Raw genomic sequence first — 24,530 nt, forward strand, 5'->3', positions numbered from 1 at the left:
CCGTCCGGTCCTTACCGGTGCGCAGCGGCGCTTTTCCTTGCGTCCCGCTTCACGGCGCGTTCAGGACGCCCATGGCAAGGGCTGGCATCCATGGCCCGTTTGCTCCAGTTCCTGGCCCTTGCGCTGACGTCGCTTGCGCTGATGTCGCGCCCGGCGCTCGCGCAGCAGATTTTGCGCGACGCTGAAACCGAAGCCTTCATGGCCGACATGTCCGCGCCGCTGGTCAAGGCGGCGGGCATGACGCCCAAGAACGTCCAGGTCCTCGTCATCAACGACCCGGAAATCAACGCCTTCGTCGCGGGCGGCCAATATGTCTGGGTGCATAGCGGCCTGATCGCCCAGGCGGACAATGTGAATCAGTTGCAGGGCGTGGTCGCGCACGAACTGGGCCATATCGAGGGCGGCCACATCATCCGCTCGGGCGAGGGGATCAAAGACGCGACCAGCGTCACCCTGCTCAGCCTCGTGCTCGGCGCGGCGGCGATCGCAGCGGGCGGCGCGGAAGCGGGCATGGGCATCATGGGCCTTGGCCAGCAGGCGGCGATGAGCAAGTTTCTCGCTTTCTCCCGCGCGCAGGAAAGCTCCGCCGACCTTGCCGGCGCGCGGTATCTCCACACCGCCGGGATCAGCGGCCGGGGGAGTCTGGAATTCTTCAAGAAGCTGCAGAACCAGGAATATCGCCTCGCCATTCCGCAGGACAATAGCTACGGGCGCACCCACCCGCTGTCGGGCGAACGCATCAGCGTCCTGCGGGAGGTCTATGAGGTCGACCCCGCCTGGGACAGGCCGGTCGACCCGCAGCTGGAGGCGCGGTTCGAACGGATCAAGGCAAAACTGATCGGTTTCGTGTCTGAACCGCAGCAGACGCTCATCAAATATCCCGAAAGCGACCAGTCGCTGCCGGCCCATTATGCCCGCGCCTATGCCTGGCACAAAAGCGCCTATCCGCAAAAGGCGCTGGCGGAGGCCGATGCGCTGCTCGCAGCGGAGCCGCATGACCCCTATTTTCTGGAACTCAAGGGCCAGATCCTGCTGGAAAGCGGCCGGCCGGCCGACGCCATCGCGCCGCTGCGCGAAGCGGTGAAGATCACCAATCAGCCGCTGATTTCCGTGCTCCTGTCCCACGCCCTCATCGCGACCGAAGACCCGGCCAATTTCGCGGAGGCCGAACAAGTGCTGCGGGTCGCCGTGCAGCGTGACCGCGAAAATCCCTTCGCCTGGTATCAGCTGGGCGTCGTTTACGAGCGGCGCGGCGACACGCCGCGCGCCGCGCTCGCCACGGCGGAACGCTATGCGATGATGGGCGATCATAATCTGGCGCTGCGTAGCGCCGACGTCGCGGTGCAGGGTTTGCAACCCGGCACGGTTGACTATCTGCGCGCGCAGGATATCGCCATGACGTCGCGTGCCGCGGTCGAGCAGCAGCGGAAGAAAAGATAGCAATGACAGATCAGACCCGGCCGAGCTTTCGCGCCGCCCTTGCCAACAGGACCATCCAGATGACCCTTGGCGCCTTCGCCTTCATCGCGGCCGCCGCCGGCGCCGCGCTCGCCGTCCAGGCTACCGCCAGCGTCGGCGCCACGGACAAAGCTGCGATCGAACAGATCGTCCATGACTATATCCTGGAGCATCCCGAAATCATCCCGCAGGCGATCGAGAAGCTGCAATCCAAGCGTCTTTCCAGCGTCATCGACACCAATCGCAGCGCGCTCGAAACCCCCTATGCCGGCGCATGGGAGGGGGCAGCGGACGCCGACGTGACCGTGGTGGAATTTTTCGACTATGCCTGCGGCTATTGCCGCGCCTCGCTGCCCGACCTTGGCAAGCTGGTGGGGTCCGACAAGAAGGTGAAGATCGTCTATCGCGAACTGCCGATCCTGTCGGAAGAAAGCGGCGATGCGGCCAAGGTATCGCTGCTGGCGGCCGAGCGCGGCCAGTATATGCCCTATCACAAGGCGCTCTATGCCGCCGGGCGCGTGACGCGCGACACCATCCTGGGGGCCGCGGCCAAGGCCGGCATCAGCAAGGCGGATGCGCAAGCGGCAATGGCGTCGAGCAAATATGATTCGGAAATCCAGTCGAACATCGCGCTCGCCCAGAAATTGCAGGCGACCGGCACGCCTACCTTCGTCATCGGCGATCAGGTGCTAAGCGGTGCGGTCGGCTTTGACGCGCTCAAGGAGGGCGTGGCGAGCGCGCGCGGAAAGTAGCGGCATCCTGTTTCTGCGAACGCAGGAACATGAAATGAAGAGATGCGGTGCCGCCCCGCCATTGACTTCCCCATCCCTTTTCCCTATCGGACGCCCCCTGACTGGCGGCCGCTGCGTAAGCGGCCCTTTTTTGTCACACCCGATTCTCTTGTTGTTTTTGAGGAATGAACGATGAAGCGCACCTTTCAGCCGAGCAATCTGGTTCGGAAGCGCCGTCACGGTTTCCGCGCCCGCATGGCGACCCCCGGCGGCCGCAATGTGATGCGCGCCCGTCGCGCCCGCGGCCGCAAGAATCTCTGCGCCTGACATCATCGCCGGATCAGCCCGCCGCGCCGGCCATCATGGTCCGGCGCGCGGATTTTCTGGCGGCGAATCGCGGGCGACGCGCGCCGATGCCGGGCTTTGTCCTGCTGGTGCGCGAACGCGGCGACGGTGATCCGGCGATGCGCTATGGCATCACGGTCACGAAAAAGATTGGCGGCGCTGTCATCCGCAACCGGATGAAGCGCCGTTTTCGCGTTCTGGCGCGCGAATTGCTGCCTACCCTTGGCATAGCCGGCGCCGATCATGTGTTGATCGGCCGGGAAGGGGGGATTGAGCGGGACTTTGCCCTGTTGCGCGGCGAACTAGAAAAGGCGCTGGGCAAGATCATGACGCGGCCGGTCGACGCGCCGCGCGACCCGTCCCGCTGCAAGGGAAAATCTTCCGGAACCAGAGCCCCGGCTAAGTCCCGATGATCGCGCGCCTGCTCATCCTGATCGCGCGTTTCTGGCAACTTGGCCCGTCGCGCATCCTGCCGCCCACCTGCCGCTATGCGCCCTCCTGTTCGGAATATGCGATTCAGGCGGTGCGCAAATATGGCGCGATCAAGGGTAGCTGGCTGGGGTTCAAGCGGCTAATGCGATGCCACCCATGGGGCGGGTCGGGCCACGACCCGATCCCCTGAAACGACAGATCACAAGACGGCGGAGCGCAAAAGCGTGGACGACAAGAAGAATATCATCCTGGCGGTGCTGCTGACCGCGGCGATTCTGTTCGGCTGGCCTTATCTTTCCAACTATTTCTTCCCCACGGCCAATCCGCCCGCAACGAAGATCGAGGGCGGGAAGCAGGTCCCCGTCGCCCGGCCCGATGCTGACCCCGCCGCCGACAGCCCCGCCGCGATCCGCGACCGTGCGCTTGTGCTCAAGGAAAGCCCGCGCATTCCCATTCGCACGCCCAAGCTGACTGGCTCGATCAACCTCAAGGGCGCGCGCATCGACGACATCGTGCTGCCGACCTACAAGGAAACGATCGCCAAGGATTCGCCGGACGTCCGTCTCTACAGCCCTTCGGGCACGCAGGACGCCTATTTTGCCGGTTTCGGCTGGCAGGGCGAAGGGCTGCGCGCGCCTGATCGCAACACGCTGTGGACCGCGCAGGGCAGCGCGCTAACGCCCACTAGCCCGGTAACGCTCAGCTGGAACAATGGCGCTGGGCAGCTCTTCGAAATCCGCCTGTCGGTCGACGACAATTATATGATCACCGCCGCGCAGAAGGTGTCGAACACCGGCGCCGGCACGGTCGGCGTCAAGCCCTATGCCTATATCAGCCGCACCGGCATTCCCAAGGACCCCGATACCTGGACCATCCATGTCGGACCGATGGGCGTGTTCAACGGCGCGGCCAATTATGACGTGAATTACAAGGATCTGGACAAGGGGCCGTCGGTCCAGAGCTTCCAGTCCAAGGGCGGGTGGATCGGCTTTACCGACAAATATTGGCTGTCTGCTCTCGTGCCGGCTGCCGACGCCGACTTTGCCGGCCAGTTCCGCAAGGGCGCGGGCACGCAATATCAGGCCGATGTCGCGCTTGGCTCCACTATGGTCGCGCCCGGCAAGGCGGTGACGCAGACGCAGCGCCTGTTCGTCGGCGCCAAGGAAGTGAAGACGCTCGAAGCCTATCAGGACGCCGGCGTGCCGCTGTTCGACCGGGCGATCGACTGGGGCTGGTTCTACTGGTTCGAAAAGCCGATCTTCGCCCTGCTGCACTGGCTGTTCGAACATATCGGCAATTTCGGCGTCGCCATCATCTGCCTGACGTTCGTCGTGCGCGCGATCATGTTCCCGATCGCCCAGCGCCAGTTTTCCAGCATGGCGGCGATGCGTGCGCTCCAGCCCAAGATGAAGGCGCTGCAGGAAAAGCATAAGGACGACAAGCAGCAGCTGCAGCTCAAGATGATGGAACTGTACAAGCAGGAGAAGGTCAATCCGCTCGCCGGCTGCCTGCCCATCTTCATCCAGATTCCGATCTTCTTCGCGCTCTACAAGGTGCTGATGCTGACGATCGAAATGCGCCACCAGCCCTTCGTCCTATGGATCAAGGACCTGTCCGCGCCCGATCCGCTGCATATCCTCAATCTCTTCGGCCTGCTCGACTTCACGCCGCCCGCGTTCCTGGGCATCGGCGTGCTGGCGCTGCTGCTGGGCATCAGCATGTATTTCCAGTTCAAGCTCAATCCGACGCAGATGGACCCGATGCAGCAGCAGATCATGGGCATCATGCCGTGGATGATGATGTTCATCATGGCGCCCTTCGCGGCGGGCCTTCTGGTCTACTGGATCACCAACAACTGCCTGTCGATGGCGCAGCAGTGGTGGCTCTATCGCAAGCATCCGGTGCCAGCGGCAGCGGTGCCGGCGAAGTAAATATACCTCTCAAGTCCCGTTCGTGCTGAGTGGGGACTGAGCGAAGTCGAAGGTCCGTATCGGAGCATTGCGACCTTCGGCCCTTCGATACGCCGCTTCGACAAGCTCAGCGGCTACTCAGGGCGAACGGAGAATGAGTGTGACCGAGCAAGACAACACTGCCCTGATCGAAGACGCGCGCAGGCTCTTTGCCGGGCCGATCGCCTTCCTTAAATCCGCGCCGGACCTCAAATTCCTGCCCGACATGGCGGTGAACGAGGTCGCTTTCGCGGGCCGTTCGAACGTGGGCAAATCCTCGCTGCTGAACGCGCTCACCAACCGCAATGGGCTGGCGCGCACGTCCAACACGCCAGGTCGCACGCAGGAACTCAATTTCTTCGACGTGGGCGATCCGCTGCGTTTCCGCCTCGTCGACATGCCGGGCTATGGCTATGCCAAGGCGCCCAAGGACATGGTCAAGAAATGGCGTTTCCTGGTGAACGACTATCTGCGTGGGCGGGCAGCACTCAAGCGCACGCTGGTGCTGATCGATAGCCGCCACGGCATCAAGGATGTCGACACCGACATGCTCGACATGCTTGATGGCGCGGCGGTCAGCTATCGCATCGTCCTGACCAAGGCGGACAAGATCAAGGCGAGCGCGCTCGCCGCTGTGACGCAGCAGACCGCCGACGCCATCCGCAAGCGTCCGGCCGCCCATCCCGACATCATCGCCACGTCGAGTGAAAAGGGCATGGGGCTGCCCGAACTGCGCGCCGCCGTGCTGGAAAGCGTGACGCAGGGCTGACCCTTGACGAAGTGCCTGCACATCGCGAAGTAACCCGCTTTCGACAAGACGGCCGCAACCCGCTACAGCGGCCGCACACGGCCCCGCGCCGCCTATTGGAGACATGACCATGCGCGCCGAAGCGCAGCAATATATCGACCGTATCGATGCCGCGCTCGCCCTGCTGCGCCAGTCGCTCGACTGGGACCGCGCGCTGCGCCGGCTGGATGAACTCAACGCCCGCGTCGAGGACCCGACCCTGTGGGATAATGCCAAGCAGGCGCAGGAGGTGATGCGCGAACGCACCCGGCTCGACAGCGCGATCGGCGCCACCCGCGCGATCGAGGGCGAAAAGACCGACACCGCCGAACTCATCGAGATGGCCGAGGCCGAGGGCGATGAGGGGATGGTGGACGAAGCGGTTGCGGCGCTCAAGGCGCTGGCCGATCGGGCCGATGAAGACAAGATCAAGGCGCTGCTGGCGGGTGAGGCCGATAGCTACGACACCTATCTGGAAATCCACGCCGGCGCTGGCGGGACCGAAAGCCAGGACTGGGCCGAAATGCTCAGCCGCATGTATCGGCGCTGGGCCGAACGGCGCGGCTACAAGGTGGAACTGGTCGATTATCAGGCTGGCGATCAGGCCGGCATCAAGTCTGCGACCTTCCTGTTCAAGGGCGAAAATGCCTATGGCTATGCCAAGACCGAAAGCGGCGTCCACCGCTTGGTCCGCATCAGCCCCTATGACAGCAGCGCGCGCCGGCACACCAGCTTCTCGTCGGTCTGGGTCTATCCCGTGATCGACGACGACATCGATATCGAGGTCAAGGAAAGCGACCTCAAGATCGACACCTATCGCGCTTCGGGTGCGGGCGGGCAGCACGTCAACACCACCGATTCCGCCGTCCGCATCACCCACATTCCCTCAGGCATCATCGTCGCGTCGCAGAATGACCGCTCGCAGCACAAGAACCGCGCCACCGCGATGAACATGCTCAAGGCTCGCCTCTATGAAGCCGAACTGCGCCGGCGGGAGGAAGCGGCGTCGAGCGACTATCAGGCCAAGACCGAAATCGGCTGGGGCCACCAGATCCGATCCTATGTGCTGCAACCCTATCAGCTGGTGAAGGACCTGCGCACCGGCGTCACCTCGACATCGCCCGACGATGTGCTGGACGGCGCGCTTGATCCCTTCATGGCGGCCGCGCTCAGCCAGAAGGTGACGGGCGAAAAGGTCGATGTGGAGGATGTCGACTGATGATCCGGGCGGCACTGGCGGGCGCGCTCGTCCTCCTGTCCGCCTGCGACCAGTTGAGCGGTGGCAATGCCTCCCAGCGCCCTGTCGCCGCCCGCGATTTTCCGCGCGCCGATCGGCCGGTAGCACCGATCGTGTCGACCCGCTGGTCCAGCGAGGAAGCGCGCGATCGCGTCAACGAGGCGGAGGATATCATGGATCGGGCCGGCATCCGCCCTGGCATGACCGTCGCCGACATCGGCGCTGGCGAAGGCTATTATACGGTGCGCCTGGCCCAGCGGGTCGGCCCGACCGGCAGGGTCCTGGCCGAGGACATATTGCCCGAAGTGATAGAGGCGTTGTCGCGGCGCATCACGCGGGAGGAATGGGACAATGTCAGCGTCAAGCTGGGCGCGCCCGAAGACCCGCGCCTGCCCGAAAACAGTTTCGACCGCATTCTGATGGTCCATATGTATCATGAGATCGCCGAGCCTTACGCCTTCCTGTGGCATCTCAGCCCTGCGCTGAAGCCCGACGGCGAACTGATCGTCGTCGATGCGGATCGGCCGACCGATCAGCACGGCACGCCGCCGCGCCTGCTGGCCTGTGAACTTGCGACCATGGGTTTCCGTATGGAAGAACTGATCCCCAAACCAACGGCCGGGGGCTATTTCGCGCGCTTTCGCCGCATCGTCGCCCGACCGGACCCAGCCGCCATCGTCCCCTGCACGATCAACCAGCCATCCTAAAGGTTAACGCAAGGGTCAGGCTGAAAAGATGGTCCCATGTGCCTGCCGATGCGTTACAGTGCGCTCGGGAGGTCATGCATGACGCAGAGTGAACCCAGAGCGGGACTGACTTTCGGTCCTGAACGCGCGCCGCGCCACAAATTATTCGAACCCGTTTCTCTGTGGCGCGATGGCGCATCCATGCGCGGGCATTTGCTCGACCTGTCGGCAACCGGCGCGCTGTGCCACAGCGATACGCCGTTCGGTGCGGGCGATCGCGTGCTGATCGACGCCGACTGTCTGGGCGTTGCAGGCCGGGTCGTATGGGCAGGCGGTAAGCGGTTCGGACTTCATTTCGATGCGGCGCTGCCCGCTCCTGTCATAGAGCGGGTCCTGCAACAGCGCTGATCAGCTTTTCCGACGCCAGCGCCGCACCATCGACAGTCCCAGAAAGCCGCCGCCCACGACCGCCGCGATCGCGCCCCCGGCCGACGCCAGCGCCCATGCCCCGGCCGCCAGCAGCCCGGTCAGAAAATCGACGATGATCAGGGTCAGGTGGATCATGACGGATTCAGGCCGGAACTAACGGCCCAGATCCTTGGCTTCCTGATATTTCAGCTCCAGAAAGCGATTTTGCGTCGCCAGCTTGTCCAGATCGCCACTTGCCAGGCTCTCGGTCACGCGCGCGATTTCCGCGTCGATCACGGTCAATCCTTCGACCAGCTGCTTTTCCGGTACGCGGCCATTGCGCTCCTCCCTTCGCATGGGCGCCGGGATGGATTGATAGCCGGTGACGAGCTCGGGCAGATGGTCCGACAGCAAGCGCCGGATTTCCAGCGCCGCCGGGTCCTGCTCGTTCAGCCGCTCCAATTGCGGCGCCAGCGTCTCCAGCCGCACGCCGATGCTGTCGACCAGCGTCACGGCCGGCGCGGGAAGTGCCTTGCGCTGTGTTTCCAGCCAGATTTCGGTCTTGAGGGGGAGGGCGGGCAGTTCAGTCTGCGCCAGCTTCTCGGCACTGACTGGGCGATCGCCGGGCAGCAGCGCGAAGAACAATGTCGCGATCAGCAACAGCCCCAGCACGATCATCACGCCATTGGTGCCCAGCGGCAGGAACCATCCGGCGATCATCGCGCCCATCAGGATGACGAAGATCGCGGCGCCAATCCGCCCCAGCCGCCGCATGATCGACGCATTGCGGCGGTCGCGCGCGCGCGCCGACAGGCTCCGTCCGCGCTCGCTGTGACGGCGCAGCACGGCTTCGGCATCCGCCAGCACGCGGTCGGATCGGCTCATAGACAAGGCGCCGGCATCCGTTCGCCCTGAGCTTGTCGAAGGGCTGTCCTGTCTTGAAAGAAAAAGCAGGGCTTCGACGGGCTCGGCCCGAACGGTAACAGGAGAGACATTGATATCATCACTCGATTGCGCTCAGCAGCGGATTGTCGACACGCGCTTCCTGCGCCGCCTGCGCCTGGCCCTGCGCCCGCGCGATATAGCCCTTGGACTTCTCCACTTCGTTCGACAGCGTATTCACCGTCGTCTTCATATTCTCCAGCGCTTTCATCTTGAACGTGTCGATATTGTCCATCGTGTCGTAGATATTCTGGAAGGCGCGCTGCAGCGTCTCGATCGGGATCGTGCTCGATGCTGCCTGTTCATGGATTTGCGCGGTCTGGCTTTTCAGCAGTTCGCCGGTCCGGTCGATCATGTTGGCGGTGGTGGTGTTGAGCGCGGTGATCTGTTCCAGCACCAGTTTCTGCCCGACCAGCGCCTGCGCCACCGTCACCGCCGTGCGCAGCGCCGCCACGGTTGTCGTGCTCGCGCGGTCGACGCCCTTCACCAGCTCGACATTGTTCTTCTTGACCAGGTCCAGCGCCAGATAGCCCTGCACCGTCACCGCCATCTGCGTCAGCAGGTCCTGCGTGCGTTGACGGATGTAGAAAAGCGCGCTTTCGCGGATTGCCTTGGCCTTGGCCGGATCGATCGAATCCATCTCCATCGCCTTGGCTTCCAGCCGCGCGTCCATGGTCTTGCTGATATGGATCATCTGTTCCAGACGACCCATGGTGGCCCACATGTTCTGCCGCTCAACATCGATCGCGGCATTATCCTTGATCAGCGTGTCCTTGCCGCTGGCGAGGCTTCCCAGGATCGAGTTGATGTGGCCCTGCGCGCTTTTATAGCCGTCGAAATAGTCGCGCATCTTGTTGCCGAAGGGGATGATGCCGAACAGCTTTTTCGGCGCCAGCAAACTGCCGCGCTTGCCCGGGTCCAAATCCTCGACCGTGCGGCGCAATTCGGCCAGGTCCGCCCCGACCTTGCTGTCGCTGTCCATCGCGCGCACCGGCCGGTCAAGGAAGCGATTGCTGTGCCCGGCGGCCTCGGCAATCTCCTTGCGCCCCATATTGGTCAACTGGTCCACCCGCTTGCCGAATTCGGGCGAATTGGCGTCCTGCGCGACCAGGTCCTCGACAAAGGCGTCGACCTTCTCGTCCAGCTTCGACTTCTTCTCCTCGTCGATCGGCACCAGTCCCGCGGCCTTGTCGGGCGCGACCGCCGGCACCGGATCGGGCGGCGTCAGATTGAGCGGGTCGGCGGTAGCGGTGGGCGCGGTCGAAGCCATGTCATCTCCTGATAAGCCCAAGGGCGGCATCAACTGTTATATGTGCATAAAACAGTAGGTCGCAAGTCTGCGCAATTTTTCCAGCACCTGCTATAAGGCCTGCGCCCCCGCCATTGCAATCGTCCGCCGCCGGGCTAGCATGCCGCCATATGGCGATGCTCGCCGCATGATGGGAAGGGGGAGCGCGTCGATGCAGGACGAACAGGACAGGCTGGCGGCTGCGGTTGCGGCCGATCCACGCTATGAAGCGCTGGTGGCGCGCCGATCGCAATTGGGCTGGACGCTTTCGGCGATCATCTTCATCGCCTTCGTCGGCTATCTGCTGCTGATCGCCTTTCACCCCGCGCTGCTGGCCATGCCGGTCGGCGCCGGAGTCACCTCGCTCGGCATTCCGCTCGGCCTTGGCCTCATCCTGCTCGCGATCGCGCTGACCGGCGTCTATGTGCGGCAGGCCAATCGCCATCATGATGCGCAGATGGCCGCCATACTTCGGGATCATGGCGCATGAGGGCGCTCATCGCCGCATTGGCGCTGCTGCTGCCCGCGTCCGCCTTTGCCGCCGCGCTGGAGGGGGAGGCGCAGCGCCAGCCGATCAACTGGGTGGCGATCGCCATGTTCGTCGCCTTTGTCGGCCTGACGCTCTGGATCACCAAGGCGGCGGCCGCGCGCACGCGCACCGCATCGGATTTCTATACGGCGGGTGGCGGCATCACCGGTTTCCAGAACGGCCTCGCCATGGCGGGCGACTATATGTCCGCCGCTTCCTTCCTCGGCATATCGGCGCAGATATTTGCCGATGGCTATGACGGCCTCATCTACTCCACCGGCTTTCTGGTCGGCTGGCCGATCCTCCTGTTCCTGATGGCGGAGCGGCTGCGCAACCTTGGTCGCTTCACCTTCGCCGATGTTGCCTCCTACCGTTTCGCGCAGCCCCCGGTCCGCAGTTTCGCGGCGGTCAGCACGTTGCTGGTCGTCAGCTTCTATCTTGTCGCGCAGATGGTGGGCGCGGGACAACTCATCAAATTGCTGTTCGGCCTGCCCTATGCCGCCGCCGTCGTGATCGTCGGCGGCCTGATGATGCTCTATGTCCTGTTCGGCGGCATGCGCGCGACCACATGGGTCCAGATCATCAAGGCTGTCTTGTTGCTGGGCGGCGCCAGCTTCATGGCGGTGATGGTGCTGGCGCAGGCGGGCTTCAGCCTGGAAACCCTTTTCGCCCGCGCGGTCGAGGTGAAGACGCAGGCTGCGCTCGCCACCGGCGTCAGCGCGGACCAGGCATTGGCGCAGGGCCGCGCCATCATGGCCCCCGGCGGCTTCATCAAGGACCCTGTATCGGCCATCTCCTTCGGCCTGGCCCTCATGCTTGGCACGGCGGGCCTGCCGCACATATTGATGCGCTTCTTCACCGTCCCGGACGCAAAGGAGGCGCGCAAGTCCGTGCTCTGGGCAACGGGCTGGATCGGCTATTTCTATATCCTGACCTTCATCATCGGTTTTGGCGCGATCCTGCTGGTGGGGACCAACGCCGCCTATCTGGACGGGCAAGGGGCCTTGCGCGGCGGAAGCAACATGGCGGCGATCCATCTGGCCCATGCGATTGGGGGCAATGCTTTCCTCGGCTTTATCTCGGCGGTCGCCTTCGCCACGATCCTCGCCGTGGTCGCGGGCCTGACGCTCTCGGCCGCCTCGGCCGTCAGCCATGACCTCTACGCCACGGTTCTGCGCCACGGGCAGGCCAGTTCCGCCGACGAACTGCGCGTGTCGCGGATCACGACGCTGGCGCTCGGCGCGCTTGCCGTGCTGCTCGGCCTCGTTTTCGAAAAACAGAATGTGGCGTTCATGGTCAGCCTCGCCTTCGCGCTTGCCGCGTCGGGCAATTTCCCGGTGCTGATCCTCTCGTTGCTCTGGAGCGGCTGCACCACGCGCGGCGCGGCGTGGGGCGGGACGATCGGGTTGCTGACGGCCTTCGTGCTGACCCTGCTGTCGCCGGCGGTCTGGACGACGACCTTTGCCCTGGGGGACGCGCCTTTCCCTTACAGTTCGGCCGCGATTGTCTCGGTGCCGGCAGGCTTTCTCGCCATCTGGCTCATTTCATTGGTCGACCGCTCGCCCCGCGCGGCGATCGACAAGGCGGGCTACCCAGCGCAGCGCGTCCGCGCCGAAACGGGGATCGGCGCTTTTACCGCCAGCGACCATTAAAAAAAGGGCGGTGGATCGCCACCGCCCGGTTTCGCGTCAGCGCGCCCCTTCGGCGTAATAGCGCTCCATATCCAGCCGCATCTGGTGCAGCGCCTCAGGGTTGAGGTAAACCATGTGGCCGGCCGGATAATAGCGGAACTGCAAATTCCCGCGCAGCTGCGGCTCCAGCATCATGTGCTTCAAGTCCCGCTCGGTCGAAAAGAAGGGCGTCGCCATGTCATAATAGCCATTGAGCGACAGCACGCGCAGATGCGGATTGGTGCGCATCGCGGCCGACAGGTCGGCGGTCACGTCGGCGACATTCTGCTTGCCCCCTTCGGGCGGTTGATGGCTCCAGTCCCATTTGAAGTCGCCGCCTTCGCGCGCGCTCAGGCGATAGGACAAGTCCGTCTTGTAGCCGATCTGGCGCGTCACCTGATCCAGAAAGCTGCCGACATAGAGGCCGGTGATGCCGGTGCTCGACGGATCATATTCGGGTTCCTCGCCGGCGGTGTCGGCATCGATGCCGGTATAGCGGCTGTCGAACCGGCCCAGCGTCGCATGCTCGTCACGCAGCAATTCCTTGCGAAAACGCGACAGGTTTACGCGCAGGTTCGCCCGCTTGAGGTAATCGACCGACAAGCCAGTATAGCGGTTGAGCTGGCGCGCCATCTCGTCCGTCTCCTGCGGCGTGATGTCGGACCCTTTCAGCAGCGCGGTGGCATAGGGACCGTTCGCAAATTGCCGCGCTTCCTCGACAAAGGCCTCCAGGCTGGCGGGGCGGCCGCCGGGCACCTTGTTATGATACCAGGCGGTGGCGGCATAGCTTGGCAGATAGCCGATATGGATCGTGTCGAAGCCCGACTGGCGGACGCCATAATTCATGATCGACGACAGCAGCACCACGCCGTTCAGCGCTAGCCCGCGATCCTCCAGCTGATAGGCCAGCGCGCCCGACCGGGTCGTCCCATAGCTTTCGCCGAAAATATATTTGGGGTCACCCCAGCGGCCATTCTTGGTCGTGTAGCGAATGATCGCCTTGGCAAAGGCATCGACATCCTGATCCACGCCATAAAAGTCCGAGCCCTTGGCGTCGCCGATCGGTCGCGAATAGCCCGCGCCGATTGCGTCCAGGAACACCATGTCGGTGCTGCCGATCAGGCTGTCATTATTGGGACCGACGTCGAAGGGCGCAGGCTTGACCGCCTGCGGGTCGGTGGTGCGTACATGCATCGGTGCGAAGCTGCCCATGCGCAGCCACAGCGACGAAGACCCCGGCCCGCCATTATAGAAGAAGGTGACGGGGCGGTTCTTTCCCGCTGCGGTATAGGCGGTGTAGAACATGCTCCCCATCGGCTTGCCCTGTTCATCGCGAATGGTGAGCGTGCCTGCCGTCTGGGTATAGGCGATGCTCTTGCCATCCACGCGCGCCGTGCCCTTGCTGCTCTGCGTCACTTCCTCGACCGGCGCGCTGGCCCAGTTGGCGGCGACTTCCTCCGCGACCTTTTCGGCATGCTGCTTCTGGGCGTCGGGCGCATCTTTTTGCGCCAAGGCAGGGGCATTCAGCGCGATCAGGGAAACAAGCGTCAGGGAAATGGGCAGCCGCATGGGCAATTCGTCCTTTCATGGTGCGATCCTGTATTGCCTCCATAGGGCAGTTATACGGGCGTGCAACTATCCAGGTTATTTTGTCACATAGCGTTGCCCTCTCGGCCCGCCCTTGCCGCAGCGCGGCATTTCCTGTAGGGGCGCGCCCGATAGTCCCGTCCCGGCGTGGTGCCGAACCGGGAAACCCGATCCCAAAGGCCGTTCATGTCCCAGCGTAATATCGCCATCATCGCGCACGTCGACCATGGCAAGACCACTCTCGTCGACCAGCTTTTCCGCCAGTCCGGCACCTTCCGCGACAATCAGCGCGTTGAAGAGCGCGCGATGGATTCCAACGATCTGGAAAAGGAGCGCGGCATCACCATTCTGGCCAAGCCCACCTCGGTCGAATGGAACGGCACCCGCATCAACATCGTCGACACGCCCGGCCACGCCGACTTTGGCGGTGAGGTGGAGCGCATCCTCTCGATGGTCGACGGCGTCATCCTGCTGGTCGATTCTTCGGAAGGCGCGATGCCCCAGACAAAGTTCGTGACCGGCAAGGCGCTGGCGCTGGGCTTGAAGCCCATCGTCGTCGTCAACAAGGTCGATCGCCCGGACGAGCGCATCCAGGAAGTGCTGGACGAAGTGTTCGACCTGTTCGTGACGCTGGACGCCAATGACGAACAGCTCGACTTCCCGGTCCTCTACGCGTCGGGCCGCAACGGCTATGCCAGCGAAGACCCGCAGCGCCGCGAAGGCACGCTGGAGCCGATGTTCCAGAAGATCGTCGACCATGTCCCGCCGCCGGCCCTGGACGAAAACGCGCCGTTCAGCTTCCTTGTGACCCTGCTTGATCGCGACAATTTCCTGGGTCGTATCCTGACCGGCCGGGTCCAGTCCGGCACGCTCAAGGTCAACCAGCCGATCCACGCGCTCGACGCCGACGGCAATGTGATCGAAACCGGCCGCGCGTCCAAGATCCTGTCCTTCCGCGGCCTCGATCGCGTGCCGGTGGACGAAGCGAAGGCGGGCGACATCATCAGCCTTGCCGGCCTTACCGTCGCGACCGTCGCCAACACCATCGCCGACCCGCAGGTCAGCGAGCCGATCAAGGCGCAGCCGATCGATCCGCCGACGCTGTCGATGCGCTTTGCCGTCAATGACTCGCCCATGGCGGGCCGTGAAGGCAGCAAGGTGACGAGCCGCATGATCCGCGACCGCCTGGCCCGCGAAGCGGAGTCCAACGTCGCCATCAAGGTCACCGAATCGGAGGACAAGGACAGTTTCGAAGTCGCCGGCCGCGGCGAGCTTCAGCTGGGCGTTCTTATCGAAACCATGCGCCGCGAAGGGTTCGAACTGGGCATCAGCCGTCCCCGCGTGCTGTTCGGCGAAGACGAAAATGGTAACAAGACCGAGCCTTATGAAACCGTCGTCATCGACGTGGATGACGAATTTTCCGGCACGGTCGTCGACAAGATGAACATCCGCAAGGCCGAGATGACCGATATGCGTCCCTCGGGCGGCGGCAAGACCCGCATCACCTTCTCGGCGCCCTCGCGCGGCCTGATCGGCTATCATGGCGAATTCCTGTCCGACACCCGCGGCACGGGCATCATGAACCGGCTGTTCGAAAAATATGGCCCGCACAAGGGCAAGATCGAGGGGCGCAAGAATGGCGTCCTCATCTCGAACGGCGCGGGCGAAGCCAATGCCTATGCTCTGGGTCCGCTGGAGGAACGCGGCATCCTGTTCGTGGGCGTGGGCGAAGCGCTGTACGAAGGCATGATCATCGGCGAGAACGCCAAGCCCGAAGACCTTGAAGTCAATCCGATGAAGTCCAAGGCGCTGACCAACTTCCGCGCCAGCGGCAAGGATGATTCGATCCGCCTGACCCCGCCTAAGAAGATGACGCTGGAACAGGCCATCGCCTATATCGACGATGATGAAATGGTCGAGGTGACGCCCAAGACCATCCGCCTGCGCAAGCGCTACCTGGACCCCAATGAGCGCAAGCGCATGAGCCGGGCGAAGGCGGCGGCCTGATAAGCCAAAGATTGTCCGGGGGGCCGGTGCCGCAAGGCGCCGGCCCTTCGCTTTTGGGCCGCGACTCAAAATGGGACAGGTGGCGTGATGCAGGGCCGCCTGCATTTGCGTCGGCTTGCCCTGTCATGTCATCTTTGCGCCCTAGGGCGAACCGAATCGTAACTGATGGTTTTGCAAGCAGGATGCGTGACGGGTGTTATGATCGCCACTGATCGTTGAACACTATGGTCGCACGCAGGAGGAAGACGGAGTGGCGGAGACCCTGCCAGCCTTGAGCGAGGGAGAAAAACAGTGCCTGCGCCTTGTCGCGCAGGGCTTCAACTCCAAGGAAATCGCGCGCCAGCTGCATGTGTCCGAACATACGGTCGACCAGCGCGTGCGCATCACCCTGCGCAAGTTTGGCGTGCCTTCCCGCAAGGAAGCAGCGCGCCTCTTCGTTTCGGCTGAACAACTATCGCCCCAGAACGGCACATATCAGCCATTGATATATCAATCGCAACCGCTTGCCTCCGATCCCGAACCTGCGTCATCCATGGGTCAGCCGGACGGATCGGATGACGAGCAGCAGCCCAGAACGCTCTTGCGACGCATCCTCGCCTTCGGCCCGCCGCTAGGGGGATCGACCAATGAACTGAGTATCGATGGCCGCATATTGGCGATGGTCCGGGCCGCTATTCTGACCGGCGTCGGCGTCGTCGCTTTGCTGCTGTTGCTCGCCGGAGCGTTCCGGCTGTTGGCCTGATCTTTCCTGAAATGCCCTGCTGAAAGAACGCACCGCTTCACCCGGCGTGTGCGAAGGAGAAGACTTGTGCTGAACCTCGACCCCGTCAAGACACAGGCTGTCGCCGCCCAGACCCGTCAGGCCTTCGCCGCGCTGGATACAGCTCTTGTCGATGCCGCCCAATTGACCACCGCCTTCGTCGCCGCTTCTCAGGGCTCTGGCCTCACCGCGAGCGAAAGCCAGCGCATCCTCAAGCAGATTCACGACAGCGCGACGAAGATTATCGAAGGTCGCGGAGATATGATCCGCGCTACCGCGCTCCTCACGCGCTGCCTTGAACATAGCGCCATTCCCGTCACCTCGGTCGGTTGCCCGATTGGACTCGAGCAGGAAGAAGACAAGCGCGAAACCGCGCATCACCTGACCCTGGTCGCCTGACCGGGCGGAAGTCGCTGGCCTTCGACCGGATGTTTGACCCCTCTCACAAACGGAGATTCGAATGCTGGCGGCTTCCTTCTGGCTCCTGACCCTGATGGCCTGCCTCTTCGCGGCCATATTTGGTGGCCGGGAAGGGCGATGGTTTGTCGGATTGTTCCTTTCTAGCGTGGTGCTCACCATTCCGGCGCAGTTGGCCGGATCCTGGCATGCCACGCAATTCTGGTTGGCCATGGTCGATCTGTTGCTGTTGGTCGGCTTGATATGGCTGATGCTCCGGGCGACGTGCTACTGGCCCATCTGGGCGGCCGCCAGCCAGTTCCTGACGGTCCTCACCCATTGCGTGACGCTGCTGCTTAGCAATTTCTCCGACCGCATCTACGCCGGGCTCAGCACTGTCTGGGTCATCCCGCTGCTTCTCTTCACCATCATCGGAATCGAACTCGACCGGAAGGCCCGTCATGACCGCGCATATGCCACCTGAACGCGCGATGCCCAGCCAGCAGGCCGTCGACCTGGTGGTCGCCCTGCAACGCTGCCTCACCCGCTTTCATGCTCTGCAGGAAGAGCCGCCCGTGCTGGAAGGGCAGGATGGCGACGGTTTCACCATGCTCGCCCGCTATGTTGAAGCGCGGCGGGCGCGATCCATGCTCTTTGGTCAGGGACTGTTTGCCGATCCGGCCTGGGACCTGCTGCTGACCCTGTTCCAGGCGGAGCTGGAAGACCGCACGATGACGCTGGAACAACTCACCGAAACGTTGCGTCTGTCGATGAACGTCATGCTCAACCATGTCGGCATCTTGGAACGGCGCGGGCTGCTGGCCGAACACAGCCTGTCGCCCCGGGGCAAACGCCGCCGGGTCATGCGCCTGACGCCGCTGGCGGTGGACGCGATGACGTCCTGGTTGTCGATTGCCTTCGGCGCGGAGGAGGGGGCGGGCGCCTGATGTCCTAGCGGGCAAGCGGCAACGTCAGCTTCACGCGCAGCCCGCCTTCCGCGCGATTGGTGAAGGCCAGCCGTCCGCCATGGCTTTCGGCGATGGTCCGCGCGATGGAGAGGCCTAGGCCGACGCCGCCCGTTTCCCTGTTTCGAGAGGCTTCGCCCCGATAAAAGGGCTCGCAGAGCCGATCGATGATGGTGTCGGGGACGCCTGGGCCTTGATCTTCGACGCTGATGGACGCGCGGCCGCTGGCCACATCGACGTCGATGACGGCGCTGCCGCCATAGCGAACCGCGTTTTCAACCAGATTGGCGATGCACCGGCGAAGCGCGCCAGCGTCGCCGAAGATCACGGCGCGCGCGCTACGCCGCACGCTCACATCTTGCCCCATATCCGCCAGGTCGTCGGCCAATGTATCCACGATCGCGGACAAGTCGATCCGCACGCGCTTGATCGGCTCGGAACCCTGCCGCATGAAGTCCAGCAGCGTCGTCACCATCGCTCGCATCTCCTCGACATCGGCCTGCGCCTTGGCGCGTGGCCCGTCGGGCAGCTGTTCCAGCCGGAAGGACAGCCGCGTCATCGGCGTTCGCAGGTCGTGGGCGATCGCGACCAGCATGGCGGTGCGCTCGTTCAGATAATCGGCGATGCGCGCGCGCATATGATTATAGGCCGCGCCGACCGCGCGCACTTCAGGGGGGCCGTTAAGCGGCAGGGGTTGAGCCTGTTCGGGCCGCTCGGTCGCAGCGCCCTCGGCCAGCCTGCGGATGGGTAGGGTGATGCGCCTGGCCACCCAATAAGCGGGCGCCAGCAGCAGCAGAAAAATGCCGGCCATCAGCGACAGGGTGACTGCATACCAAGGCAGGTTGGCGCCTTGCCAGGCTTGAATGACGTGCCACTGCGCGCCGTTGCGCTGTGCCAGGGTGAAGGCGCGATGGAGCGGCCGCTGTTGATCGGGCAAGGACATGCCCCGCATGGCTTCGGGTGGTTTTTCGCGGATCAGGCGAATGTCGCGTGCCGGCACGCCGACCAGATCGGCCACCTGCGCGCCTGTCCGCAGGTCGATTTGCTGGTCGGGTTCGGGGCTCGGCGCGCGATCCGATATGTAGCGCGTGACGCTCCACGCAGAACCAGGTGCCTCGCTTACGCCAGCACCCCGCAGCAATTGGGCCGCTTCGCTGAGCAACATCGGCCGCGCATGCGGCGGAGGTCCTCGAAAAGTCACCAGCATCATCGCTGCCAGCGCCAACAGCAACGCCGCCGCCACTAGTGCGACGATACGGGTCAGGATCGATGGGTTGAACCGCTCGGCGCGATCAGTCACGCGGGCAGCACCTCGGCGGTGAACATATAGCCTTCGTTGCGCACGGTGCGGACCAGGTCGCCGATGCCGGGGCGTCGCGCGCCGCGCTCCAGTTTGCGGCGCAGACGGCTGACCTGTACGTCGATCGCGCGATCATAGCTTTCGGCGTCACTGCCCGCCGAATAATCGAGCAGCTGATCCCGGCTCAACACCCTGCGCGGATGCTCGATGAAGGCGCGCAACAGCCGGAATTCGCCATCGGTCAGCGTCACTACGACATTGTCAGGGTCAGTGAGCAGCCGGGCGCCCATGTCGATTTGCCATCCCACGAAGCGCAGCTTGCGCGTTGAGGCGTTGACGCTTCCTTCCTCCTGCCGTCGGTGACGGCGCAGGACCGTGCGAATCCGCGCCAGCAATTCGCGCGGGTTGCACGGTTTGGACAAATAGTCCTCCGCGCCCATTTCCAGTCCCACGATACGGTCGACATCGTTGCCGATCGCAGACAGCATAATGATGGGGAGGCCACCGCGCGCGCTCAAACGCCGCAGGATGGAAAGCCCGTCTTCCCCAGGCATCATCACGTCCAGCACCGCCAGGTCGAACGTGCCGATCGCCAGTTCACGGTCCATCGCCAGTCCGTCCGCAACCGCCGTCACGTCAAAGCCGTGCTGTTCCAGAAAATCCGAAAGCAGGGACCGAATATCCCCATCATCGTCGATTACCAGAATGCGCGAACTGTCCATGATGGGGGGCAGCATATCTGCTATCCTGTCAGCCTGCAAAATCATTCCCTTGCCCCTCAGATCGCAAGCCCGACCGTCACTGTGCCGGTGTAGCCGTTGGTGAGGTCGCCTGTCATGACCGGCGTCATGGCCGTGACCTGCGCGCTGCTATTGTCGCCGAACACATTGTCGTTGCTGGTGGTCGTGTTGGCAAAATTGCTTGCACTGCTGGAATAGCCGCTGCTGGCATAGACCGTGTCGCAGGCCGCCTGCGGCATCGCGAATTGCGAACAAAGCAAACGGTTGCTGTAGCTTGTCGCCCGCGCCAAGCTGGGATAGACCTCAAAATGGATATGCGGGTAGCGCCCGGCATAGCAGCCCGGAAAAATGCTGGTGAATGTCACCTGTCCATCGGCGTCTGTGACGCCCACGCCGCGCAGGTAATTTTCATTCGGCACGGTGTAGAGCGAATAGAGTCCGTCGCGGGTGCAGTGCCAGATGTAAACGGCATAGCCTTCCAGCGTCGCGCACCCATTATTGACATTGACCACTGTGATGGTCAGCGTCATCGTCACGCCTTGCGCCGTGCCGCTCGACGATCCGAAGCTGGACCGGATGTCGCTGCGCTGAATGCCGCTGTCGTCCAGCACATTGACCAGCGTCCCGTTGCTGCTGTTGGATCCGTCCGCCGGATAGGGGCCGTTGGTTTCTTCCGGATCGGCAACGCAGGTGTCGCTGGACGTGGGAGTTGGTGTGGGCGTTGGCGTTGGCGTTGGGGTAGGTGTCGCCGTCGTCGTCGTGGTCGATCCGCTCGATGATCCCGATCCGCCGCATGCTCCAATCAGCGCCGCCCCGCTCGCGGAAAATAGCAGGCGTAATGTCCGCCGTCGGCCGATATTCTCCCGCGCCAACATCCGTATCCGCTCCAGATCATGCAGTAACCCGTGGTCATGATCCAAATCTTGTTCGTGCATCGTCCCGACCTTTGCCCGTTCCTCGATCTGCCTGTTCAGGCCCAGGCCGCAGGATAGGGATGGCGTGTCTCCAGCCGATTGCCCGACGTAGCGTCTTTGTAGCATTCCAAAAGGCTGGCTTCGGCGCGTCGCTCTCCATATAGTCGCCCGCGTTTGCCCTATTCCCGCGAAAGCGCTTCATGCATCTTCTCATCGGCCTTGCCGGCATCGTCCTTATTCTTGCCATCGCCTTTGCCCTCTCGTCCAACCGCCGCGCCATCCGCCCGCGCGTTGTCGGCGCAGCGTTCCTGTTGCAGGCGGGGATCGCGCTGCTGGTGCTCTACGTGCCGGCCGGCCGCGCCATCATCGCGGGCATGTCGCGGGGTGTGTCGAACCTGCTCGGCTATGCGCAGGCGGGCACCGATTTCATCTTCGGGCCGCTCGCCCGCCCGGATGTCGGCGGGGCGAGCTTTGCGATCGCCGCGCTGCCCGTCATCATCTTCTTCGCCAGCCTCGTGTCGATCCTCTATTATCTCGGCATCATGCAATTCGTCGTCCGCTGGGTCGGCGGCGCGATCGAAAAAGTGACCGGCGTGTCCAAGGTCGAAAGCCTGTGCGCGGCCGCCAATATCTTCGTCGGGCAAAGCGAAAGCCCCCTGGTCATCCGCCCATATCTCGCCGCGCTCAACCCCGCGCAACTGTTCGCGGTCATGACCAGCGGCATGGCGGGCGTCGCCGGCACCATCCTGGCCGCCTATGCCTCCATGGGCATCCGCATCGACTATCTGCTCGCCGCCAGCTTCATGGCCGCGCCCGGCGGCCTGCTGATGGCAAAGATCATCATGCCCGATGAGCCCGAGCGGGAACCGGAATTGCCGCTGGAGGCGCATCGCGACCTCCCGCTGCCCGACGCGCGGATGAGCGGCGCCGGCCCGGCCGCGTTGATGAGCGAAACGACCCCGGGCGAGCCCATGCCGCCCGCCACCCATGATGAGGAGCGGCCCGCCAATATCATCATGGCCGCCGCGCAAGGGGCGCAGACTGGCGTCAAGCTCGCTGTCGCGGTCGGCGCCATGGTGCTGGCCTTCGTCGCGTTGGTGGCGCTCGCCAACGGCATATTGGGCGGCATCGGCGGGCTGTTCGGCTATCCTGATCTCAGCTTCCAGATGCTGCTGGGTTATGTGTTTTCCCCGGTCATGTATCTGCTCAATATTCCCTGGACCGAAGCGCAGGTGGCGGGCGGCCTGTTCGGGACGAAGGTCGTGCTCAACGAATTTGTCGCCTATATCAATCTGGGTCAGGTCCAGGGCGCGCTGTCGCCCACCACCATCGCCATCGTCACCTTTGCGCTGTGCGGCTTCGCCAATTTCAGCTCGATCGCGATCCAGATGGCGGTGACAGGCAATCTTGCTCCCAACCAGCGGCCGATGATCGCCAAGCTGGGCATCAAGGCGCTGGTCGCGGGGAGCCTCGCCAATCTGATGAGCGCGGCGCTGGCGGGCCTGATGTTGAGCCTCTAAGCCCGATCGGGACGAAAGCGTAACAGAAGCCCTGTTTCTTTCGCCGTAAATAGGCTATGGTTAACGCCATGGGGGCAAAGACTTTTCTTGCGGCTGCGCTGGCGGCCCTGAGCTGGTCGGGCATGAGCGCGGCGCAAGCGCCGACGCCCGGCACCTTGGAAACCTACAAGGACTGGACGATCGGCTGCGATAACCGCAACCGCTGCGAAGCCGTTGCCTTGCTGCCCGAAGGTGGCGAGTGGCCGGACAATCCCGTCATGGTCGGTGTCTCGCGCGACGCTGGACCGGACGCAGAGGCCGAGGTCTGGGTCAGTCGCGATGCCAAGGGCGATGGCGACGTCAGTTTCATCGTCGATGGCCGCCGCCTCGCCACGGCGCGCAGCCGCGATGGCGACGCGACGGTGCGCGGGCCGCAGGCGGCTGCGCTGGTGATCGCCATGGCGCGGGGCAGCCAGATGGAATTGCGTGCCGGCAGCCGCCTTCTGGGCCGCCCGTCGCTAGCCGGGTCCGGCGCGGCGCTGCGCTACATGGATGCGCGGCAGGGCCGGGCCGGGACCAGCACAGCGCTCGTCGCGACGGGGCCGCTGGGTCCTTTGGCCGTGCGCGCGGCGCCGCCCGCCCCTGTCATCAAGCGCGCGCCGGTCCCGGTCGGCGGCGCGCCTGTGACCCTGTGGCGGGAGGAACGAACCGCTCTTGGAAAATTCACAGGCTGCACCGAGGAGATGCGCGACGCCGAGCCGCCCCAACTTTATCGCCTGTCCAAGACGGAGACGTTGATCCTCGTACCCTGCGGCAGCGGCGCCTATAATTTCACGACAATTCCCGTGATCGCCACCGGCATCGCCGGGCGTCGCGCCTTTCATTTCGCACCATTCGATTACAAGCCCGGCTGGAGCGAGGAAGAGGCCAAGCCGATGCTGGTCAACGCTGGTTGGGTGCCGGAGAAGTCGGAATTGTCGAGCTTCGCCAAGGGCCGCGGCATCGGTGACTGCGGCGGCAGCGAAACCTATGTCTGGGACGGATCGCGCTTCCGCCTGACCGAAGCGACCAGCATGGGCGAATGCCGCGGCGCCTGGCATTGGATCAGGACCTGGTCGGCGCGGGTCAGCGATTGACAATCACTCCGCCGCTCTTTGCAATGGCAGCGCCATGGGCCGTGCCTATATGGCAGGCATGGCTTCTGAAACCCTGACCGCGCCCACGCCTTCGTTGAGCCTTCCCGATCCGATCCGGGCCGTCATTTTCGATATGGACGGCACGCTGATCGACACGGAGGCGGCCCATCGGCGCGCCTTTGTCGATACCGGTCATGCGCTCGGCTGGCCGCTGGCGGACGAACTGCTCCTCTCCATGGTGGGTATCCACCGGGACGAAAATGAGCGGATGCTGGCGCAGCGCCTCGGCCCGGACTTCCCGCTGGCACAATTTTATGCCGACAGCGACGCGCTGTTCGAAGCGGCGGTGGATGCGGGCATTCCGCTGCGTCCCGGCGCGGACCTGTTGCTCGATCATCTTTTCCGCGCCGGTATTCCCATGGCGCTCGCCACATCCACCGCCGCGCCCTTCGCGCAGCAGCGTCTGGAACGCAGCGGGCTGATCCATTATTTCGATGTCATCGTGACGCGCAGCGACGTGGAACGGCCAAAGCCCTATCCTGAACCCTATCTGCTTGCCGCCAAGCGCTTGGGCATCGATCCGGCCGATTGTGTGGCCGTAGAGGACAGCTATGCCGGCGTTCGCTCAGCAACGGCAGCCGGTATTGCTACCGTGATGGTGCCAGACCTGCTGCCCCCGACCGAGGAATTGACGCTGGCCTGCGCGCATGTGCTGCCGAGCCTTACTGATTTGCGCGACCTGCTACGCGCGACGGATTGATCGG

The 24,530-nt window shown here is 63.8% G+C and carries 27 protein-coding genes; 20 read left to right on the plus strand and 7 right to left on the minus strand.

The annotated features are described in order from the left end of the window. Positions 1–90 precede the first annotated feature (90 nt). The 10 genes from SAB01S_RS04735 to SAB01S_RS04775 all read left to right on the plus strand — a co-directional run bounded on the left by SAB01S_RS04735 (position 91) and on the right by SAB01S_RS04775 (position 8,033). Entirely contained in the window at positions 91–1,440 is a 1,350-nt protein-coding gene (locus SAB01S_RS04735) for a M48 family metalloprotease (protein WP_062731963.1), read from the plus strand. 2 nt (positions 1,441–1,442) lie between these two features. Continuing rightward, a complete protein-coding gene (locus SAB01S_RS04740; RefSeq protein WP_062731964.1) occupies positions 1,443–2,210 on the plus strand; it encodes a DsbA family protein in 768 nt (255 codons plus the stop codon). Positions 2,211–2,381: 171 nt separating this feature from the next. Then, the gene (gene rpmH, locus SAB01S_RS18035; protein WP_021227954.1) at positions 2,382–2,516 is read left to right on the plus strand and encodes a 50S ribosomal protein L34; all 135 of its coding nucleotides are present in this window, start codon (positions 2,382–2,384) and stop codon (positions 2,514–2,516) included. Positions 2,517–2,551: 35 nt separating this feature from the next. Then, positions 2,552–2,947 (plus strand): ribonuclease P protein component, encoded by a 396-nt coding sequence (gene rnpA / locus SAB01S_RS04745; RefSeq protein WP_062732104.1) that lies wholly within the window; start codon positions 2,552–2,554, stop codon positions 2,945–2,947. Further along, entirely contained in the window at positions 2,944–3,156 is a 213-nt protein-coding gene (gene yidD / locus SAB01S_RS04750; RefSeq protein WP_062731965.1) for a membrane protein insertion efficiency factor YidD, read from the plus strand. Before rnpA ends, yidD begins: the two co-directional genes overlap by 4 nt. A gap of 34 nt (positions 3,157–3,190) precedes the next feature. After that, a complete protein-coding gene (gene yidC, locus SAB01S_RS04755) occupies positions 3,191–4,897 on the plus strand; it encodes a membrane protein insertase YidC (RefSeq protein ID WP_062731966.1) in 1,707 nt (568 codons plus the stop codon). Between the two features lie 139 nt (positions 4,898–5,036). Continuing rightward, a complete protein-coding gene (gene yihA, locus SAB01S_RS04760) occupies positions 5,037–5,684 on the plus strand; it encodes a ribosome biogenesis GTP-binding protein YihA/YsxC (protein ID WP_062732105.1) in 648 nt (215 codons plus the stop codon). Positions 5,685–5,793: 109 nt separating this feature from the next. Then, a complete protein-coding gene (prfB, locus tag SAB01S_RS04765) occupies positions 5,794–6,921 on the plus strand; it encodes a peptide chain release factor 2 (RefSeq protein ID WP_031298914.1) in 1,128 nt (375 codons plus the stop codon). Further along, on the plus strand, positions 6,921–7,646 hold the full coding sequence (locus SAB01S_RS04770; protein WP_062731967.1) for a class I SAM-dependent methyltransferase: 726 nt from the start codon (positions 6,921–6,923) through the stop codon (positions 7,644–7,646). The genes prfB and SAB01S_RS04770 overlap by 1 nt, the downstream gene beginning before the upstream one ends. Before the next feature lie 78 nt (positions 7,647–7,724). Further along, positions 7,725–8,033: a PilZ domain-containing protein gene (locus SAB01S_RS04775; protein ID WP_062731968.1), complete on the plus strand. Its 309-nt coding sequence runs from the start codon at positions 7,725–7,727 to the stop codon at positions 8,031–8,033. Here the strand turns inward: SAB01S_RS04775 and SAB01S_RS18585 are convergent, their stop codons facing one another. The 3 genes from SAB01S_RS18585 to SAB01S_RS04785 all read right to left on the minus strand — a co-directional run bounded on the left by SAB01S_RS18585 (position 8,034) and on the right by SAB01S_RS04785 (position 10,245). Continuing rightward, the gene (locus tag SAB01S_RS18585) at positions 8,034–8,189 is read right to left on the minus strand and encodes a hypothetical protein (protein ID WP_009822724.1); all 156 of its coding nucleotides are present in this window, start codon (positions 8,187–8,189) and stop codon (positions 8,034–8,036) included. 18 nt (positions 8,190–8,207) lie between these two features. Further along, the gene (locus tag SAB01S_RS04780) at positions 8,208–8,918 is read right to left on the minus strand and encodes a hypothetical protein (protein ID WP_062731969.1); all 711 of its coding nucleotides are present in this window, start codon (positions 8,916–8,918) and stop codon (positions 8,208–8,210) included. Between the two features lie 118 nt (positions 8,919–9,036). Next, positions 9,037–10,245, minus strand: coding sequence for a toxic anion resistance protein (locus tag SAB01S_RS04785; RefSeq protein WP_062731970.1), 1,209 nt, complete (start codon positions 10,243–10,245; stop codon positions 9,037–9,039). 190 nt (positions 10,246–10,435) lie between these two features. On the opposite strand from SAB01S_RS04785, the gene SAB01S_RS04790 reads away from it, so the two are divergent. Then, on the plus strand, positions 10,436–10,753 hold the full coding sequence (locus SAB01S_RS04790) for a DUF485 domain-containing protein (protein WP_169802549.1): 318 nt from the start codon (positions 10,436–10,438) through the stop codon (positions 10,751–10,753). Next, entirely contained in the window at positions 10,750–12,444 is a 1,695-nt protein-coding gene (locus tag SAB01S_RS04795) for a cation acetate symporter (RefSeq protein ID WP_062731971.1), read from the plus strand. The genes SAB01S_RS04790 and SAB01S_RS04795 overlap by 4 nt, the downstream gene beginning before the upstream one ends. Before the next feature lie 36 nt (positions 12,445–12,480). Here the strand turns inward: SAB01S_RS04795 and SAB01S_RS04800 are convergent, their stop codons facing one another. Continuing rightward, positions 12,481–14,031 (minus strand): S10 family peptidase, encoded by a 1,551-nt coding sequence (locus SAB01S_RS04800; RefSeq protein ID WP_062731972.1) that lies wholly within the window; start codon positions 14,029–14,031, stop codon positions 12,481–12,483. A gap of 204 nt (positions 14,032–14,235) precedes the next feature. Between SAB01S_RS04800 and typA the strand changes: the two genes are divergently transcribed. The 5 genes from typA (at position 14,236) to SAB01S_RS04825 (ending at position 18,159) form a co-directional block, all read left to right on the plus strand. Continuing rightward, complete coding sequence (gene typA / locus SAB01S_RS04805; protein ID WP_062732107.1) at positions 14,236–16,056, plus strand: translational GTPase TypA; 1,821 nt, start codon at positions 14,236–14,238, stop codon at positions 16,054–16,056. A 250-nt stretch (positions 16,057–16,306) separates the two neighbouring features. Beyond that, positions 16,307–16,798 (plus strand): helix-turn-helix domain-containing protein, encoded by a 492-nt coding sequence (locus tag SAB01S_RS04810; RefSeq protein WP_062731973.1) that lies wholly within the window; start codon positions 16,307–16,309, stop codon positions 16,796–16,798. A gap of 66 nt (positions 16,799–16,864) precedes the next feature. Beyond that, positions 16,865–17,215, plus strand: a complete 351-nt coding sequence (locus SAB01S_RS04815; protein ID WP_021227969.1) for a hypothetical protein — start codon at positions 16,865–16,867, stop codon at positions 17,213–17,215. Between the two features lie 61 nt (positions 17,216–17,276). Next, entirely contained in the window at positions 17,277–17,696 is a 420-nt protein-coding gene (locus SAB01S_RS04820) for a hypothetical protein (protein WP_062731974.1), read from the plus strand. Then, positions 17,674–18,159 carry a helix-turn-helix transcriptional regulator gene (locus SAB01S_RS04825; protein WP_062731975.1) on the plus strand — a complete coding sequence of 162 codons (486 nt, stop codon included), beginning with the start codon at positions 17,674–17,676 and terminating at the stop codon, positions 18,157–18,159. The genes SAB01S_RS04820 and SAB01S_RS04825 overlap by 23 nt, the downstream gene beginning before the upstream one ends. Positions 18,160–18,163: 4 nt before the next feature. On the opposite strand, the gene SAB01S_RS04830 is transcribed toward SAB01S_RS04825, so the two are convergent. The 3 genes from SAB01S_RS04830 to SAB01S_RS04840 are packed head-to-tail and all read right to left on the minus strand — an operon-like array spanning position 18,164 to position 21,152. Further along, positions 18,164–19,477, minus strand: a complete 1,314-nt coding sequence (locus SAB01S_RS04830) for an ATP-binding protein (protein WP_062731976.1) — start codon at positions 19,475–19,477, stop codon at positions 18,164–18,166. Beyond that, positions 19,474–20,214: a response regulator gene (locus tag SAB01S_RS04835; protein ID WP_062731977.1), complete on the minus strand. Its 741-nt coding sequence runs from the start codon at positions 20,212–20,214 to the stop codon at positions 19,474–19,476. The genes SAB01S_RS04830 and SAB01S_RS04835 overlap by 4 nt, the downstream gene beginning before the upstream one ends. A gap of 41 nt (positions 20,215–20,255) precedes the next feature. Then, on the minus strand, positions 20,256–21,152 hold the full coding sequence (locus tag SAB01S_RS04840) for a dioxygenase family protein (protein WP_062731978.1): 897 nt from the start codon (positions 21,150–21,152) through the stop codon (positions 20,256–20,258). A gap of 179 nt (positions 21,153–21,331) precedes the next feature. Here SAB01S_RS04840 and SAB01S_RS04845 point away from each other — a divergent pair, with 179 nt between their 5' ends. From SAB01S_RS04845 to SAB01S_RS04855, 3 genes are all read left to right on the plus strand, one after another. Continuing rightward, positions 21,332–22,651, plus strand: coding sequence for a NupC/NupG family nucleoside CNT transporter (locus SAB01S_RS04845; protein WP_062731979.1), 1,320 nt, complete (start codon positions 21,332–21,334; stop codon positions 22,649–22,651). A 68-nt stretch (positions 22,652–22,719) separates the two neighbouring features. Next, positions 22,720–23,766: a DUF1176 domain-containing protein gene (locus SAB01S_RS04850; RefSeq protein ID WP_062731980.1), complete on the plus strand. Its 1,047-nt coding sequence runs from the start codon at positions 22,720–22,722 to the stop codon at positions 23,764–23,766. Positions 23,767–23,824: 58 nt separating this feature from the next. After that, on the plus strand, positions 23,825–24,526 hold the full coding sequence (locus tag SAB01S_RS04855; protein ID WP_083951182.1) for an HAD family hydrolase: 702 nt from the start codon (positions 23,825–23,827) through the stop codon (positions 24,524–24,526). Positions 24,527–24,530 lie beyond the last annotated feature (4 nt).

Source organism: Sphingobium abikonense NBRC 16140 (assembly GCF_001598335.1).
GTDB lineage: Bacteria > Pseudomonadota > Alphaproteobacteria > Sphingomonadales > Sphingomonadaceae > Sphingobium > Sphingobium abikonense.

Excerpts from the sequence above, each read along its gene's own strand:
- SAB01S_RS04825 (WP_062731975.1), top strand. The coding sequence starts at position 17,674 with ATGACCGCGCATATGCCACCTGAACGCGCGATGCCCAGCCAGCAGGCC.
- SAB01S_RS04740 (WP_062731964.1), top strand. The coding sequence starts at position 1,443 with ATGACAGATCAGACCCGGCCGAGCTTTCGCGCCGCCCTTGCCAACAGG.
- SAB01S_RS04790 (WP_169802549.1), top strand. The coding sequence starts at position 10,436 with ATGCAGGACGAACAGGACAGGCTGGCGGCTGCGGTTGCGGCCGATCCA.
- rnpA (WP_062732104.1), top strand. The coding sequence starts at position 2,552 with ATGGTCCGGCGCGCGGATTTTCTGGCGGCGAATCGCGGGCGACGCGCG.
- SAB01S_RS04770 (WP_062731967.1), top strand. The coding sequence starts at position 6,921 with ATGATCCGGGCGGCACTGGCGGGCGCGCTCGTCCTCCTGTCCGCCTGC.
- SAB01S_RS04780 (WP_062731969.1), bottom strand. The coding sequence starts at position 8,918 with ATGAGCCGATCCGACCGCGTGCTGGCGGATGCCGAAGCCGTGCTGCGC.
- SAB01S_RS04820 (WP_062731974.1), top strand. The coding sequence starts at position 17,277 with ATGCTGGCGGCTTCCTTCTGGCTCCTGACCCTGATGGCCTGCCTCTTC.
- SAB01S_RS04795 (WP_062731971.1), top strand. The coding sequence starts at position 10,750 with ATGAGGGCGCTCATCGCCGCATTGGCGCTGCTGCTGCCCGCGTCCGCC.
- yidD (WP_062731965.1), top strand. The coding sequence starts at position 2,944 with ATGATCGCGCGCCTGCTCATCCTGATCGCGCGTTTCTGGCAACTTGGC.
- typA (WP_062732107.1), top strand. The coding sequence starts at position 14,236 with ATGTCCCAGCGTAATATCGCCATCATCGCGCACGTCGACCATGGCAAG.
- rpmH (WP_021227954.1), top strand. The coding sequence starts at position 2,382 with ATGAAGCGCACCTTTCAGCCGAGCAATCTGGTTCGGAAGCGCCGTCAC.
- SAB01S_RS04835 (WP_062731977.1), bottom strand. The coding sequence starts at position 20,214 with ATGCTGCCCCCCATCATGGACAGTTCGCGCATTCTGGTAATCGACGAT.
- SAB01S_RS04800 (WP_062731972.1), bottom strand. The coding sequence starts at position 14,031 with ATGCGGCTGCCCATTTCCCTGACGCTTGTTTCCCTGATCGCGCTGAAT.
- prfB (WP_031298914.1), top strand. The coding sequence starts at position 5,794 with ATGCGCGCCGAAGCGCAGCAATATATCGACCGTATCGATGCCGCGCTC.
- SAB01S_RS04785 (WP_062731970.1), bottom strand. The coding sequence starts at position 10,245 with ATGGCTTCGACCGCGCCCACCGCTACCGCCGACCCGCTCAATCTGACG.
- SAB01S_RS04840 (WP_062731978.1), bottom strand. The coding sequence starts at position 21,152 with ATGCACGAACAAGATTTGGATCATGACCACGGGTTACTGCATGATCTG.
- SAB01S_RS04735 (WP_062731963.1), top strand. The coding sequence starts at position 91 with ATGGCCCGTTTGCTCCAGTTCCTGGCCCTTGCGCTGACGTCGCTTGCG.
- SAB01S_RS04850 (WP_062731980.1), top strand. The coding sequence starts at position 22,720 with ATGGGGGCAAAGACTTTTCTTGCGGCTGCGCTGGCGGCCCTGAGCTGG.
- SAB01S_RS04855 (WP_083951182.1), top strand. The coding sequence starts at position 23,825 with ATGGCTTCTGAAACCCTGACCGCGCCCACGCCTTCGTTGAGCCTTCCC.
- SAB01S_RS04775 (WP_062731968.1), top strand. The coding sequence starts at position 7,725 with ATGACGCAGAGTGAACCCAGAGCGGGACTGACTTTCGGTCCTGAACGC.
- SAB01S_RS18585 (WP_009822724.1), bottom strand. The coding sequence starts at position 8,189 with ATGATCCACCTGACCCTGATCATCGTCGATTTTCTGACCGGGCTGCTG.
- SAB01S_RS04845 (WP_062731979.1), top strand. The coding sequence starts at position 21,332 with ATGCATCTTCTCATCGGCCTTGCCGGCATCGTCCTTATTCTTGCCATC.